Source organism: Flagellimonas baculiformis (assembly GCF_033441575.1).
Taxonomy (GTDB): Bacteria; Bacteroidota; Bacteroidia; order Flavobacteriales; family Flavobacteriaceae; genus Flagellimonas; species Flagellimonas baculiformis.
Genome location: NZ_JAUZVW010000006.1, coordinates 174,099 through 190,260, shown reverse-complemented (window position 1 = coordinate 190,260; position 16,162 = coordinate 174,099). Strand labels below are relative to the sequence as shown.

General features: G+C 47.2%; 13 protein-coding genes. 8 read left to right on the top strand and 5 right to left on the bottom strand.

Features of this window, described 5'->3' with window-relative positions:
• Nucleotides 1–35: 35 nt before the first annotated feature.
• A complete protein-coding gene (locus tag SD450_RS10805) occupies nt 36–2,435 on the bottom strand; it encodes a hybrid sensor histidine kinase/response regulator (RefSeq protein ID WP_318344482.1) in 2,400 nt (799 codons plus the stop codon).
• Nucleotides 2,436–2,704: 269 nt separating this feature from the next.
• On the opposite strand from SD450_RS10805, the gene SD450_RS10800 reads away from it, so the two are divergent.
• Together SD450_RS10800 and SD450_RS10795 are read left to right on the top strand one after the other, a co-directional pair.
• Nucleotides 2,705–4,066, top strand: a complete 1,362-nt coding sequence (locus tag SD450_RS10800; protein WP_318344481.1) for a WD40/YVTN/BNR-like repeat-containing protein — start codon at nt 2,705–2,707, stop codon at nt 4,064–4,066.
• Nucleotides 4,067–4,099: 33 nt separating this feature from the next.
• On the top strand, nt 4,100–5,719 hold the full coding sequence (locus SD450_RS10795) for a hypothetical protein (RefSeq protein ID WP_318344480.1): 1,620 nt from the start codon (nt 4,100–4,102) through the stop codon (nt 5,717–5,719).
• A gap of 130 nt (nt 5,720–5,849) precedes the next feature.
• Here SD450_RS10795 and SD450_RS10790 read toward each other — a convergent pair whose 3' ends face one another.
• Nucleotides 5,850–6,068 (bottom strand): hypothetical protein, encoded by a 219-nt coding sequence (locus SD450_RS10790; protein ID WP_318344479.1) that lies wholly within the window; start codon nt 6,066–6,068, stop codon nt 5,850–5,852.
• An 11-nt stretch (nt 6,069–6,079) separates the two neighbouring features.
• Nucleotides 6,080–6,574: a DinB family protein gene (locus SD450_RS10785; RefSeq protein ID WP_318344478.1), complete on the bottom strand. Its 495-nt coding sequence runs from the start codon at nt 6,572–6,574 to the stop codon at nt 6,080–6,082.
• A 232-nt stretch (nt 6,575–6,806) separates the two neighbouring features.
• On the opposite strand from SD450_RS10785, the gene SD450_RS10780 reads away from it, so the two are divergent.
• The 5 genes from SD450_RS10780 to SD450_RS10760 all read left to right on the top strand — a co-directional run bounded on the left by SD450_RS10780 (nt 6,807) and on the right by SD450_RS10760 (nt 10,315).
• Nucleotides 6,807–7,769, top strand: coding sequence for a helix-turn-helix transcriptional regulator (locus SD450_RS10780; protein ID WP_318344521.1), 963 nt, complete (start codon nt 6,807–6,809; stop codon nt 7,767–7,769).
• A 77-nt stretch (nt 7,770–7,846) separates the two neighbouring features.
• Nucleotides 7,847–8,695 (top strand): bifunctional helix-turn-helix domain-containing protein/methylated-DNA--[protein]-cysteine S-methyltransferase, encoded by an 849-nt coding sequence (locus SD450_RS10775; RefSeq protein WP_318344477.1) that lies wholly within the window; start codon nt 7,847–7,849, stop codon nt 8,693–8,695.
• Nucleotides 8,696–8,754: 59 nt separating this feature from the next.
• Complete coding sequence (locus tag SD450_RS10770) at nt 8,755–9,468, top strand: 2OG-Fe(II) oxygenase (protein ID WP_318344476.1); 714 nt, start codon at nt 8,755–8,757, stop codon at nt 9,466–9,468.
• Nucleotides 9,469–9,471: 3 nt separating this feature from the next.
• Nucleotides 9,472–9,723 (top strand): Ada metal-binding domain-containing protein, encoded by a 252-nt coding sequence (locus SD450_RS10765; protein WP_318344475.1) that lies wholly within the window; start codon nt 9,472–9,474, stop codon nt 9,721–9,723.
• Complete coding sequence (locus SD450_RS10760; protein WP_318344474.1) at nt 9,704–10,315, top strand: alpha-ketoglutarate-dependent dioxygenase AlkB family protein; 612 nt, start codon at nt 9,704–9,706, stop codon at nt 10,313–10,315. The genes SD450_RS10765 and SD450_RS10760 overlap by 20 nt, the downstream gene beginning before the upstream one ends.
• Before the next feature lie 6 nt (nt 10,316–10,321).
• Here SD450_RS10760 and SD450_RS10755 read toward each other — a convergent pair whose 3' ends face one another.
• Both SD450_RS10755 and SD450_RS10750 read right to left on the bottom strand, forming a co-directional pair.
• Nucleotides 10,322–11,863, bottom strand: coding sequence for a phosphatase PAP2 family protein (locus SD450_RS10755; protein ID WP_318344473.1), 1,542 nt, complete (start codon nt 11,861–11,863; stop codon nt 10,322–10,324).
• Nucleotides 11,853–12,857: a transporter gene (locus SD450_RS10750; RefSeq protein ID WP_318344472.1), complete on the bottom strand. Its 1,005-nt coding sequence runs from the start codon at nt 12,855–12,857 to the stop codon at nt 11,853–11,855. Before SD450_RS10750 ends, SD450_RS10755 begins: the two co-directional genes overlap by 11 nt.
• Before the next feature lie 351 nt (nt 12,858–13,208).
• On the opposite strand from SD450_RS10750, the gene SD450_RS10745 reads away from it, so the two are divergent.
• A complete protein-coding gene (locus SD450_RS10745) occupies nt 13,209–15,962 on the top strand; it encodes a helix-turn-helix and ligand-binding sensor domain-containing protein (protein WP_318344471.1) in 2,754 nt (917 codons plus the stop codon).
• The last annotated feature ends 200 nt before the right edge of the window (nt 15,963–16,162 follow it).

Sequence of the window (16,162 nt, the reverse complement as noted above, 5' to 3'; positions counted from 1 at the left end):
ACGAATCATGAAACTTGTCATTTTTCCGTAGCTGCCTAGGCAACATGTGGTTTGAGCGGAATGTTCTTTTTCATTTTGGAGAGCAATAGGGGGCCATTGATCGGTTTGGTGATCAGGTCATTGGCACCCAACCTGAATATCTCTTTTCGGGTCTTACTGGTGCTGTCAGCCGTGACCACAAGAATAGGGATTTGCGGATTGCAGTTGGCCTTTCCGCTTCGGATCATGGAGGTTGTTTCAAACCCATCCATTTCGGGCATTTGCAGATCCATTAGGACAAGGTCGAAAGTTTGCTCCTTCATGATTTCCCATGCCTCCTTCCCATGGTTGGCAATGGTGAGGTTGATATCATCCCATTTCTTGAACAATAGTTTCACCACGGTCTGGTTCATTTTGTTGTCCTCTACAAGTAGAATGTCCCATGTACCCAAGCTATCCGCTGCGGCCATCTCATCTTGTTGGTCCAACACCAGTTCGGTATCGTCCATTTCATAGCCTAGGCTCAGTTCGCAAGTCGTGCCCTGTTGTGGATTATTGGTAATGTTGATTGTTCCCCCGTGTAGGTCCACATAATTTTTAACAATGTACAGTCCAAGGCCAAGACCACTGAACTCCCTCTTGTCCATAAAGGATTTTTTGGTAAACGATTCAAACACAGTGCTCATTTTTTCCTTGGAAATCCCAATGCCGGTGTCCTCAATGGAAAAATCAAGGACCACCTCGCTCTTGCCCTTGTATTTACAGTTCAGGGTCACGGTTATGCCTCCGGAATTGGTAAACTTGATGGCATTGTCAAGAAGATGGTTCAATATCTGGACCAGTTTTCCCTTGTCCCCAATGATTCTGGCCGGCAAGGACCCTTGAAAGGAAAAGCCGAACTCCAAGTTCTTTGCCTCCGCCTTTTTCTGATGGGCTTCCATGACTTTTGATAAGGTCGATGGAAGTTCAAAAGAGACCAACTTGAGTTCCTGGGTACCCTTCTCGATGACGGTAAAGTCCAAGATGTCCTCTATGCACCCCAAAAGGTTCTTTGAAGAGCTCAGGATGAGCTTGCATTTTTCCTCCAGATCTATTTCTTCCTTGTTTTGCTGGAGCGATGTGGCCACGCCCATGATAAGGTTCAGGGGTGTTCTGAGTTCGTGGCTGATGTTTGAAAGAAAAGACGACTTGATGTCGTTCATGTCCTCCGCGCGTTGAAGGGCCAATAATTGGTTTTTTTCGTTCTCCATGCGAAGTTCACGAATTCTATTGCTCATGGAAATGGAAAGAAAAACAATCTCCAGTCCAATACCAAACTTTGCTCCATTGTTGGTGAAGAAAGAGTTTTCTATGGTATTGAAGTTATTCAGGATGAAAATGACAAAACCAAGTACCAAACAGGATATGCCTATCACAAAATAGGGGTCCACCTTCACTTTTTTCACTTTGACCACCACTAGCGAAGTGATCATATGCACCAAGACCAATATGCCTACACCATTGGCCAAAGGATAACAAAAGGATGGCAGGGTGGGTGCTGCACAGAGAATAGTTATTCCCAGAAGTGTCCCAATGCCCAAAGCTTTGCCAGACAGGTGCAATAGCCGGTTCTGTTTCTTCAGGTTCAAAAAGGTATCCCCGTATTTTCCAAAGAAGAAAAGTGAGATAAAGGCGGTGAGCAATACCGCCCTGTCGGAAAGCCAACCAGCTTGTGGGGTAAAGTATTGATGGAAAAAACCATCAAGGGAAAACTGCATCAGGGCTATGAAGAGTACATAAAGACCATAGTATATAAAGGCATTGTCCTTTAGCGCAAAAAAGAAAAAAAGATAGATGATACAGGCCAGTATCAATATCCCATAAAAGAAACCGTAAAAAACCTGTTCCTTATAGGTCAGTTCAAAGAATGTATTTTTTCGATACAATTGCAGCGGGGTCATCACTACTTCACCATCACTTTTCAAGTGGATATAGACCTCCACGCTCTGACGGGGTTCCAAGCTTATGTCAAAAATGGACTTTCGGTGGGCAACGGTCTTTTTTGAAAACGGAATTTTATCTCCACTATACTGTCGTTGGACGTTGCCATCTTCGTCCACCAAATAAAGATCTACAATGTCCGTAATAGGCCTTGCAGTCTCCAGATAATACTCGGAAGCTGTTTGGTCGGGGTTTTCCAAAGTGAACCGGATCCAATAACTTTCATTGGAAAAGCCCATGTTTTCCTCTACACTGGAAAGAGGTACAAAGGGCAGATCGGCAGTATGTCTGATAGCATCGAATGTGAGGTCTCTCTTCCCGGTCAAAAGAATGGATGCCTGGGAACGAAGTGAGATTGATTCGGAAAAGTTATCCTGTTTATCAAACTGTGCATTGGAAATTAAGGGCAACATGTAGATTATGGCACACAAAAGTATACCAGCCATTATGGACAAAAATGAGGTCAAGAAGCGCATAAAGTAGGTTTTTTGTTGATACCGCCCTTTGGGAAAGCAGCATCATGCTTGTTTATATATCCTTCGATATAATGAAACTAAAGAAAGCCAAACCCCAACTTTTCCCCAATATTTGGGGATGTCTTGCAAAATACATCGATGTTCGGCAGCTTCTGAATGGGGGAACGGATTTTCGTCCAAATGCAAAAGCCAGTAATTTCCTACTCTAAGGCATTATATTGGGCAGTATTTATTAGATTTGGTCAGAATCGAACAACTTTAACTGACCCATGGGATTACAACTACGCTCTTTTTACTTTTCACTCTTATTTTTTGTTACCTGCGCTTTGGCCGCACAAGACTTCAAGGCATTCGAATACCGGACCATTGGCCCGTCACGTGGAGGACGGGTGACCACCGTCACTGGAACCCCTATGCTGCCCGGAACATTCTATTTGGGAGCCTCGGGTGGGGGCGTATGGAAAACGGACGATTATGGCACCACTTGGAACAATGTTTCCGATGGCTATTTCAAGACGCCGTCCATCGGGGCCATCGAAGTGGCCGTCAACGATCCCAACATTGTGTATGTGGGAACGGGTTCGGACGGTATCCGCAGCAACATCATCGAAGGAAAAGGAATGTACAGGTCCATCGATGCAGGAAATACTTGGGAACATATTGGACTGGAAAATGCGGGACAGATCGGTGCCGTGGAAATTGACCCTACCGACCACAATATAGTATGGGTAGCGGCCATAGGAAATGCGTTCAAACCGAACAGCGAGCGAGGTATCTTCAAGACCACCGACGGCGGACAGCACTGGGAAAAGGTACTCTATGTGTCCGATGAGGTAGGTTTTGCCGACCTGGAACTGCTTCCCGGCAACCCCAATGTGGTCTATGCCGCTGCATGGAAGGCCCGCCGCACTCCATGGACCATCGATTCTGGAGGAGAGAACAGCGAAGGGGGCATCTACAAGTCCATCAATGGGGGTAAAGACTGGGTAAAACTGGAAAAAGGATTGCCCAAAGGTCTCATCGGCAAAATCGATCTAGCAGTCTCGCCGGTCGATTCGCGCATATTGTATGCCGTTATTGAAGCCCCGGGGGAAGATAGGGGACTCTATAAATCTGTGGACCAAGGCAAATCCTTCACCCATGTTTCGGACAATGAGGATTTGGTGAACAGACCGTTTTATTACACCAACATCGAATTGGACCCTACCAATCCAGACATTATTTATTCCAATGCCAATCCCTTAGTGAAGTCAACGGATGGGGGAAAGACCTGGAAACGGATGAGCGTTCCGCACGGAGACAATCACGACATTTGGCTCAATCCCAACAACCCAGATCTGCTGATCCAATGTAATGATGGCGGTGCCAACGTGTCCCACAATGGCGGCAAGACATGGTCCACCCAGTTCAACCAACCCACGGCCGAAATCTATCAAGTTGCTGTGGATGACCAATATCCCTATTGGGTCTATGGGGCGCAGCAGGACAATACCACTTTGGCCATTCCGAGCAGGGCTCCGAATGCCACGGGTGTTCAAGGAACCCAGATTATGATGGATGTGGGAGGCTGCGAAACAGGACCCGTTATTCCCATGCCCGGAAACCATTATATCGTTTACAATAACTGTTAGGGGCGTTTCAGTGTGTACAACAAGAAAACGGGAATGGACAGGGAATATTCCATCGGGGCATCCAACATCTATGGGCACAACCCCAAGGATTTGAAATATCGGTTCCAGCGGGTGGCACCCATCCATGTTTCGCCTTTCAATCCCGAAGTGGTGTACATGGGGTCGCAGTATCTTCACAGAACGAGCAATGGAGGACAGCGATGGGAAACCATTTCCCCTGATCTGACTGCGAACGAGCCGGACAAACAGGTCATCTCGGGAAATCCCATTACCCGCGATATTACGGGTGAGGAATATTACAGCACATTATACTCCATCAGGGAGTCCAAGATCAGCCAAGGCGTCATCTGGACCGGTTCCAACGATGGGGTCATTTCCGTGACGAAGGACGGCGGCAAGACATGGAAAAATGTAACCCCCAAGAAACTGCCCAAAGGAGGTAGAGTGGAGTCCGTGGAGCCTTCCCAATTCAATCCGGCAAAGGCCTATGTGGCGGTGGACCGTCATTTGTTGGGAGATACGAAGCCCTACTTCTACAAAACGGAGAATTATGGCGAAAGCTGGGAACTCATCAGTACCGATTCCAATGGCATACCTTCCGATTACACGGCCCGAGTGCTACGGGAAGATCCCGTTCGTGAAGGATTGTTGTATGCAGGAACGGAATTTGGGATGTTCGTTTCCTTTGATGATGGGAAAACCTGGAAGGAATTCCAACAGAACCTTCCCGTGACGCCCATCACGGACATCATTCTTTTTCGGGGCGATTTGATCCTGAGCACCATGGGACGCGGTTTTTGGATCTTGGACAAGGTTACGGCCCTTCAGGACAAAAATATGGATGAATTGAAGGACGAGCCCGTCTTGTTCAAGCCGGACAAGACCATTCGGTACAGAACGCCTTGGGGAGGTGGAGATTTTCCAAATTACCCTTCCACTAGCGTTATCATTGATTATTATTTGCCCAAAGAAGTAAAAGAAGGGGTCAGCCTTCAGATTTTGGATGCACAGGGCAAAGAAGTGGCGACTATTGTAAGCGACTCCACCCAACTGGAATCCACGGAAGAGAAAGTGGAGGACATGGGCCTCAGTATGACCTTTGTCTATTTGGACAGCAAGTTGGAAACCAAAAAAGGCATCAACCGATTCCAATGGGACCTTCGTCAAAAAGGACCTTGGGACAAACGCAAGGGAAGACGCTATAAGGGTGGTCCCATGGCGCTTCCCGGCACCTACACCGCCAAACTTACGGTGGATGGTCAATCGTACGAGAAATCTTTTGAGGTGCTTATCGACCCCAAGTTGGAGGAAGAGGGCGTTTCCCTATCGGATATGAAAGAGCAACTGGCTTTACAACAAAAGGTGATGGATTTGTTGTCGGATGCGCGGAAATTGCAGGACGATGTGGAGGAGAAGATCAAAAAACTGGAAAAGGACAAGACCGACGAAGGCCAATTGGAGGAACTCAAGAAACTGTTGCAACAACTGAAAAATGAGGAAGGTGCCTATCCCCAGCAGATGATGGTGGCCCAAATATCATATCTGAACAATATTTTGGGTGGAAGTGACAAAAAACCCGGAGAAGAGGAAAAAGCACGTTATCAGGAACTATTGACCCAGTTCAACCAACTCAAACAAAAAGCGGGCATCTGATCCAAAAGATCAGGATGCCTGCTTATGCTGTTTAGGGCGAATGGTCCAAAAACGGAACACTCGGTCAACATCCCTTGATTGGGGATCAAGCCCGATTTTTTCATCATCGGTCGTTTTTCGGGAAACTGTTTCAATGGAGCTCTTCACAACAAAATCCATTTTTTTCCAATAAAGTTGAAATGGTATGCGCTTGTAAACTTTGGGTTTCGACCCGGAGAATGTTGTCACAATCCTCCAGATCAAAATTCCAATACCCGTTCCTGTCGATCAATTGGTTCAATAAGGGCCTAAGCGTCCTAATATGACCCTTGCCCAATACCGAAGTCCTAAATACCAAAACGGTCTTCATCACATTCGTTTTTAGCGCTCGTAGAAAAACGGAGGTTCAACGCCTAGGGCTCTCAAATAGACATAGCCCTGTCCGCGGTGGTGGATCTCATTGTCCATAAAATAGAAAATGGAGGATTGCACGGTGCCTTCATACTGGCCAAAGAGTTTTACATGGTCTTGGAAGCGTTCCAATTCAATTTGCCCCCAGAGCTTGTTGATCTCTTCCGTGTCCTGGTCCCATCTTTCCAAGATCTTGGCCTTTTGGTTCCCATGCTCAAAATGTTCTTGCAGTTCGGAAGTTTCCCGGGTCACAATTTCCTTCAGCCCAGGAACGGCTATCCCCAAAAGCTCCATCGTCATTTCGGCAAAGGTGCGCATGCCCCCAATGTTGTAGCTGAAGAATTCCTTTTCAGGGAAGGCTTCGATTACCCTTCGGGTAAGTCCGCGGTGACCTTGGTAGTGTTCCAATAGTTGGGCAGGGGAGATGACTTGTGCTTCAGTTTGATTTTTTACGGTGTTTTCCATGATGTTTGTATTTAAAGGTTTATGATTTCTGAAACCAAAATTAGAGGGGGTGTGTGACAGCCCTGTGTCAGTAGAAAAAAATCGACCTGAAAAAAAGTTCTTGACAAGCCGTTGTCACCCCATGGGCCTAGCTTTGCCGTGAATAAAAAGGTATAAATAGATGAAGATGGGAAAGAAAAGAACGCAGGTCCTTGGATTGAAATCCTATCTTTGGGAGATAGCTCACGCAATTATGGGAATGGACACCGCCAAACGTTTTGATAGGATAGTCGCCATTTTGATACAGCTGCAGTCCAAGCGGATTGTGAAGGCACAGGAACTGGCGGACCGCTTTGATGTGAGCTTGCGTACCGTGTATAGGGACATCAGGACCTTGGAGGCATCCGGTGTGCCCATCGTCAGCGAAGCGGGCGTGGGCTACTCCATTATGGAAGGGTACCGCCTGCCCCCGGTAATGTTTACCCGGGAAGAGGCCGGAAGTTTTGTGGCGGCGGAAAAACTCATGCAAAAGTTCACCGACAAGTCCCTCGGGGCCTACTACGAATCGGCCATGTACAAATTGAAATCGGTGCTCCGGGGAAGGGAAAAAGATTGGGTGGAAGCCTTGGAGTCGCAGGTATCCATTGTGCCAGGCCAAGTGCTGTTCAACGAAGAAGTGCCCAACGCCCTTGAAATCCTGTTCGAGAGCATTGCCGAGCGGAAACAGGTCTTTTTAAAGTACGAATCGCTCCGGGAAGAAACCCCATCAGAACGCCGCATAGAACCCGTAGGGCTTTTCAATGAAAACGGGTTTTGGTACATTCTGGGTTATTGCCACCTGCGGATGGACTACAGACATTTCCGCACGGACAGGATACACCACATCGCCAGGACCTCCATGGATTTTATGCTGGAACACGGCACTATGGACGAACACCGCGAGAAAAGGGAAGAGGTGGAAAAGACCAAGGTGAAGATCTTGGTGGACAAATCCGTGGCCAAATACATCCGGGGAGGTAGGAAGCATTATGGCTTTGTTTCGGAAAAACCGGTGGGTGGACAGTTGGAAATGACCTTTTTGACCACCGATATGGAAAATGGCTTTGCCAGATGGTACCTTATGTTCGGGGACTATGCTACGATCGTGGAGCCCGATGCGCTGAAAAAGAGGGTGGCTGATATCCTTAAAAAAAGCCAGGAAATGTTGGCAGGGTAGTCCCCGAGCAATAGTCAGCAAGATTCGGGTTTTATCTTCAAGTTGAGCCATCTACTTTTGGTTCAAATATGATAATTATGAACACGCAGGCAGAATTCAATTACGATAGGGTGGCAAAAGCCATCAGCTTCATACGGAGCAATTTTAAGGAACAACCCTCCCTGAACGAGATTGCGGAATCCGTTCACCTGAGCCCATACCATTTCCAAAGACTCTTCACGGAGTGGGCCGGGGTAAGCCCTAAAAAGTTCATGCAGTACATCAGCGTCGAACATGCCAAGAAAATGTTGAAGGAAGCACAGGTCACATTGTCCGAAGCGGCCATGGAAACAGGTTTTTCCGGGACGGGAAGATTGCATGACCTCTTTGTCAACATTGAAGGGATGACTCCCGGGGAATACAAGAATGGGGGAGAGAATTTGGAAATCAACTATAGTTTTGCGGAAAGCCCTTTTGGAAAACTGATCGTTGCCTCCACGCCCAAGGGCATTTGCCATATGTCCTTTGTGGATGATGGAAAAGAGGGGTTCGAGGATTTAAAGTCCCGTTTTCCCAATGCTACCTATCGGCAGTTGTTGGACAAGAACCAGCAGGACGGACTGGCCATTTTTCGGGATGATTGGAGCAAGCAGGAACAGATCAAGCTGCATTTGCATGGCACACCCTTCCAATTGAAAGTGTGGGAAACCCTACTCAAAATTCCGACGGGAAGTCTGGAGGTGTATGGAACCATTGCGCAAAAAATGGAAAGACCGAAAGCATCCCGCGCCGTGGGCACCGCCATTGGGAAAAATCCCGTAGCCTTCCTGATTCCATGCCACAGGGTCATCCAATCGACCGGAAAAGTGGGAGGCTATATGTGGGGCAGTACTCGAAAAAGTGCCATCATAGGTTGGGAAGCTGCGCAAATGGCCCCTGCCGAGTAAAACATCCATCAAAAAACGAACAGCCCAATCCATCATCAATCAAAAAACGAACAGTTAACATGAATACGATAATGCACCAAAGTTCCGAGGTCAAATGGGACCAAGTGGAAGAAAGTCTGCATAACAGGGGATATGCCTTGGTTTCCAATTATTTGGAACCAGATATGTGCGATGCCCTGAAGGAAATATACGATCGGAAAGAAGGATATAGAAAAACGGTAGTCATGGAACGCTATCGCTTCGGGTTGGGGGAATACAAGTATTTTGATTACCCGTTGCCTGGACCCATCCAAGAACTCAGGGAAGGATTGTACCCCCATTTGGTTCCCGTTGCCAATCTTTGGATGAAAGCGTTGAACATGCAAAGGGTTTTTCCACAAACCCATCAGGAATTGATAGACCAGTGTAAGGAACAGAACCAGTTGAAACCTACCCCACTTATTTTAAAATATGGGAAGGGCGGATTCAACACATTGCACCAAGATCTGTATGGAGAAGTTTATTTTCCCATCCAAGTGGTTCTTTTTCTGAGCGACCCCGATTCGGATTACCAAGGAGGTGAATTCGTGATGACCCAGCAGACACCCAGGGCCCAATCCAAAGCCATTGTGCTCAGACCTAAAAAGGGGGATATGGTTCTCTTTACCACGAATTTCAGACCAGTGAGAGGCACAAAGGGATATTATCGGGTGAACATGAAGCATGGGGTGAGCGAACTGCACCATGGTGAAAGATATACGATGGGCATTATTTTTCATGATGCCATCAGTTGAGAAATGGTATTTCATTCCGACATCGATAACAAGGAAGTCCTGAACATGATCCGAAAAGGGGAGATTATGCTGGGCGGGAACAAAAGGTTGAAAATATATGGTACCTTGGGGTGTGCTTCGGGCAAACGTATGAAACAGGAGAACAGAGTTTTTTTCAATTCGGATGCCGAGGCACGGAAAATGGGGTTCCGACCTTGCGGACACTGCATGAAGGAGGCCTATAAACAATGGAAAGATGGATTTGTTCACCTCTGAAATAGACCCCGATCATAATTGGTTGCCCAAGGAAGGTACCGTGAATTATTATGGACCTGTTATGGCCCGAAATGTTGCAGATGCCTACTATCAAGAGCTTTTGGCGAACATTGCTTGGACCAATGATGTGGCCGTCATCTACGGCAAGCGCATAGAGACCAAACGTAAAGTGGCCTGGTATGGCGACCGACCTTTTGAATACACCTATTCCAACCATACCAAAAAGGCCCTCCCATGGACAGAAGCCCTCTTGGAGTTGAAGGTATTGGCCGAAAAACGAACCGGGGAGACCTACAATTCCTGTTTGCTCAACCTGTACCATTCCGGGGAGGAGGGCATGGCTTGGCACAGTGACGCGGAGAAGGACCTGAAACGGAACGGGGCCATAGCTTCCCTAAGTTTTGGGGCTGAACGGAAATTTGCGTTCAAGCATAAGGAAACCAAGGAAAAAGTAGGGTTGATCCTCGACCATGGGAGTCTCTTGGTAATGAAGGGAGCTACCCAGAGCCATTGGTTGCACCGTTTGCCACCAACAAAGTTGGTGAGGACGCCGAGAATCAACCTTACTTTTAGGACAATAGTCAGTGTTTAGCACATATTATTGGTCGGCACCATCCACCATGGCCCTGTCAATGGTATATTGGGCCACATTTCGCCCTTGTTCCGTGCCCACGGTGGCATCAAAACTCCAGTGGATACCACCATACACCCTCGAAATGGCCGCTTCTTCTGCCCAGGCCCGCATCTGTGACGCTTCATCAGGGAAGACATAGGCCAAAACTTCCGATGCCGCAGCCGAGAACACACTGTGTCCAGAGGTGTAGCTGGGAAAATTGGGCGTACCCGCAATGGTCTTGAACCCTTCTATCATTTGTATGGGTCTAGGGTAATGGTAATAGTATTTGGCATCCCAACAACTTATTCCTGCATCCATGATGGCCATGTTCATATAGGCCAAGGTCCGTGTGGTCTGTAAGGGATTCAATCGATATTCAACGATAAGCTCGTTGGCGATGCGGTTCCAATGTCCAGGAGGCGTATAGGTACCGAGCCCGTCCTGCCAGAAATTGGCAATCCTACGGTGTTCGTCGGTCATGTTTTTGGCGTAATCCTTCAAAAGTTTCACGTCGTCCAGAAATTCCTGTGAGTCCAATTGGGGAGGAGCTATGGGACGTACGCTTTCCACGTCGTCAATGCTCCACATGGTCACTTTTCCGAAGAGTGGGGTAAGACCAACGGGGCGAACTGGGATTTCCAGATTGTCCCAGGCCCAGCCAAACCTATCGAGGGCAGCTTGCTTGATGGAATCCGATACGGCTTTTGGGGTCTGTGCATTCTTCATACCGTCATTGGCGGCTCGAGCTAGGGCAGTGGATGATACCGCATCGCCGATTTCCACTCCGGCATCGATATCGCTCATCACATTGCCCCCGGAAAGCAGCAGGCTTTCCAAATGTTCTTCCTCAAGGCCTTGCAGGTATTCGGCCTCCAAGGGAAACATGGCCGTAAGAATGTTTCTTGATGCCCGTGCAATCACTGCACCATCCGAAGGATAGGAGGGAATATCGTTGTCCTCATAGGCATAGACAATGCTTTCATCCAGTTGATAAGGTGCAGGCCTATTATAGTTGTATTTGTGGTGCCATGCACTGATAAGTCCATCAAATTGGGCCACGGACATATAGGCCAACGCCCTGCACGCATAAGGTGGGTGGGCAAAGGGAAATGCCGGTGGTCCTTCTGGATTGGAAGGATTGGGCAGGGTATAGGTGCCGTCAGCATTCGGCCCAGGGATGAGGTTGTATTTGGCAATCAGTTCCAAGGCAATCTCGTTCCAACGTATGGTCGGGTTGTTGGTCCAGTATTTTATTGCTTTTTTCTGTTCCGAAGTCATACTGGCCATGGCTTCTTTCATATCCTCCAGTTCATCCAGATAGAATTGGGAATCGGTCGCTTCTGGCGCCGCTATCTCGATGGCTGCACCGGATTCTTGGAGAACGGGAACCCAATCGCCCCCATTTTCATCGGTATTGGTAAAGGCATATCCTTCATACGGAAGGTATCTGGGGGTATCTTTTTCACAGGAGACCACGAAAATGAGGCCCAAGGCGAATAGCAAGGTGAATATCTTATTGTTCATCGGTAGCTTCAGTTTGTTTTTTAATGACATTGAATTGATAGGTGATGCCAAAGCCTGTATTGCTCAGCTTGGGAACGTTCCTTCCGTCCACCACCCTGTTGTGATAGGCCACTATCCCAAATCCTTTCAACGATTTGAAGAAATATTGTGCTGAAAACCCAATACGGTCAGATTCCACTTTGTTGGTGGGCTGTGCTGCGTTGTATGCCCGGATATCATCCCCACTGGTGGAGGTAAGGCTGAAGTAGCTCAACTCAAGTTTCAAGGACCTCTCGAGCAGCCATTTTCCTAGGATTCCCTCATAGGTCCATGCATTGGGCACATCCATCCAAGCGCTGTAGTAGCTGCCATTGTTGTAGTAATAGTCCCGTTCCGCTTCGGTATATCCACGCCACAGATGGGCGAGGGAGGCACGGGCATAAAAACCGTTGTTCCATTGGTATTGGGCTATGCCGCGCAAGGAAAACTCTGGTGCACCGGCCCCGATGCTGTAGGGCCTGTAATCCGAAAGATAGTTGGTGAAAGGGGTCGCAAACCCAGCCGTGGCCAGGGCAGTGAACTTTCCAGGGCCCAAATCCCGGTGTATGGCACGGTATTTAAGCGCAAATCCGATATCCTGAAATCCTTTGACACCGGCGAATTTCCCTCCATTGGGTTCAGAGGATTCGGTTTTGATGTAGGGTAGGCTGATATAAAAATTAAGGTCGTCCAAAATACCAATGGCGGCCATGGGCATGATGGTTTTTTGGTCCACCGTGGCAATGGTCTCATTGGATCGTAACAAGGTGCCCTCCCAATAGCGATCAAAAGTTCCGAAGTCATACGAAAGGAGCACACAGATGTTTTTGGAAGGCATCATCAGGGCGTCATTGGGCGTCTGTGCCCGGAGCGACAGGGACGATCCCATGCCGAAAATGGCCAATACGGAAACCCAAAGGGAAACATTTCCCAAACGGAAGGGTCTGTTGGCGCAAGTACGTTTTACTTGAATCATAGTTTAATTTTGGTTGGAAATGGTACCAAGAAGTCAGTTCCGACCCCTTGGTGTATTGCTGCGCTAAAATAGATCTGTGGAATATGGTCTGGGGTAAAGGAGAAAACAATAAAGGTTATGCAAAAGGAAATGCGATTATCAAAAGATTAAAAAAGGTTAATGCAAATCAAATGATATTGAAAATCAAATAAATACCTTTTAAAAAAGAATAGAGGGTAAATGGTTTTGAAGTTGTTGGACCGATTTGCAGGGCAGAGGAGATGTGTTTCTGAAAAGAATTGCATTGCCATGCACATTGTTTTGTATATTAAGGGAAAGGAAAGACCTTTGGTGGTAGGTTAATCAAATAGTATGCTTGGTAGGTTCATAAGGACTTTGATCCTCTTTTTTCCGCTACTGGTATGTGGGCAGAACATGTTGCCGCCCATCTACAATTATCGACTTTTGGACTACAAGGGGGCGAGTAAGAATTGGGATGTTTCCGTGAACGATGATGGGGAGCTTTTTGTGGCCAATAATAAGGGACTGCTGTATTTCAATGGGGAGCAATGGACCCTCAACAAACTGCCCAACAATACCATTATCCGATCCGTGGAGTCCATAGGGGACAGGGTGTACACAGGATCTTACGAAGAGTTCGGCTTTTGGGTGAAAAATGCCATTGGGCAACTCGAATATACCTCGCTCACACATTTGATCAAGGACCATACCTTCACCAGTGAGGAATTTTGGGAAATATTCCCATCCAATAATAAAGTGCTGTTCCGCTCCTTTTCGGCCATTTATAGTTATGATGGAACTGCGATAGAAGTGGTGGACCCTCCCAATTTTGTGTCCGATTTTATCGAATTCAATGATAAGCTCATTGTTGCTTCCGGGCCACTCGGTCTTTTTGAACTAAAGGACAAAGAACTGGTGCCTTTGCCCGATCAGGATTTGCTCAAGGGAAAAACAATTACGGATATGGTGGTCTTCAAGGGCAGTTTGATGGTAGGCACCAAGCTCAGTGGATGTTACCTTTTTGATGGTAAAAGCCTCCGCCCCTGGTCGGCCAAGATCAACGAAGAGCTCAAACAGCACCAATTGAACAAAATGGCCCTCCTCGGTGGAGATCGATTGGGTTTTGGTACCATCAAAAATGGGATGTACCTCTACAACTCATTCACCAGGGGCTATCAAATATTGAACAGGGAATCTGGCTTGCAGAACAATACGGTCCTTTCCATATTACTGTACACCGACCAACTCTGGTTGGGGCTCGATAATGGCATTGCCCGCATCAAGCTCAACAATCCCATTTCCTACTACACCGACCACACAGGCACATTGGGAATGGTGTACGATATCGCCTCCTACAAGGGGAAACTGTATTTGGGGAGCAATACGGGGGTATTTTATTTCGAGGACAACGAGTTCAAGTTCGTGAACGGGTCGCAGGGACACGTGTGGGACTTGGTGGAGTTGGAAGGCGATCTGCTCTGCGGTCACAATACGGGCACTTACAAAGTGGAGGAAAATGGTTTCATACCCTTGGGTTCAATAACCGGGGGATACCAGACCATTAAGGTGCCGGGACAAAACGCCATGTATGTGCAGGGGACTTACAACGGACTTTCAAGGTTCATCAAAAAAGATGATGGGCAATGGGAGATCAACAAGATAGAAGGGTTCGATTATCCAGTAAAGCACCTTTGTTTTGAGACACCGACCATATTATGGGCAGCACACCCCTATAAAGGTTTCTACAGGATTCATTTTGATGATGGCGATTATGGCAAGGTGGCCCGCATCCAACAATTTGACCATGACGGGGCACCGAGTGCATACAATGTAAAGATCTATAACATCAAAAACCATATTGTCCTGAACAGTGAGGGCAATTGGTACAGATATAACCCCATTGGCGATTTGATCGTGCCCTTTGAGGAATTCAAGGAGTATAGGGACAAGGAACTCCTCTTTTTTGATGATGAGCATTACTGGTTCGTGGATGGAGAGGATAAAAAGGCCATTATCTATACCGATTTGAAGGAAGATAGCCTGATGATCACCGATCTTCCCTTGCGCGAACGCTTGGCCCCCGATTCCCAAAAAGTGATCAAGGTAAACGACAGCCTTTCCTATATAACCCTCAGTGACGGTTTCGCCAGGATGAATCCCTCCAAGCTTGAAGGCCAATCACAGCAGTTGGAGCTGCCTGTGCCGAACATCATCGTGCTACGGGACCAGAGGGGCAAGCACCCGATCCAGCAGGAAGGGATGGAGATTCCGTTCAGACATTCACAATCCATAACCATAGAGGTGGCCTCGCCCAAATACATCTCCCCACATTACTATTTTGAGCTTCAGGGACCAAAAGAGTACTCGGAACATGTGGAAAGTGGTTTCATCAACTTCCAGAACCTGCCCTATGGGGAATATACCTTCAAGGTTTCCACTTCCGGAATGGACAACCAGCTTTCCGAGCCCAATACGTTGAGCTTTTCCATCTTACCGCCTTGGTACCTTTCTACAATCAGTTTGATCATATATGGCTTATTGACCATAGCGGCCATTTTCTTGGTGAGATGGTACAATCGCAGGAAACTGGGCAGGAAACAAAGGGAGATGGAACAGCAAATGGAAAAAGAGCAACAGGAAAGACTGGCCCAATTGGAAAAAGAGGAACTCGCCAAGGAAGTACGCCTGAAACAGAATGAACTGGCCAGCACCACCCTGAACATTGCCAAAAAGAACGAAATGATGTTGGAGATCAAAAACATGCTCTTAGTGAACAAGGATAAATTTTCCAATTCGCAGCGGTACCGTTCCTTCCTCAAAAAATTGGACAGCTCCATTGAGGATACGGAGGATTGGAAACGGTTCGAGGTAAACTTCAAGGAACTCCATGAGGATTTCTTCGAGAGACTGTTGAAAGCATACCCATCCTTGACGCCCAAGGACCTCAAACTTTGTGCATATCTCAAAATGAACCTTTCCACCAAGGAGATTGCCCCTCTTATGGCCATTTCCATCCGAGGGGTGGAGATACATCGATACAGATTACGGAAAAAACTGGAAATTGACAGTTCGGAAAACCTCTCCAATTTCCTTATCACCTTTTAGTCCGCAAACACTAGGTCTCGCGGTCCAATTCCTACTTTTCGGAATTACATCATCACTACATCACTATGTTAATGTTTTTCACAGTTTCAGTTGGGCAACTACTGCAAATGCGGTGAAATAAGGCCTTCCCAAAGGTATCGCCATGATGTATTTATTATGTATGGCCGCTCTGCAACAGCCACTTAAGGTTTTGTTAATTT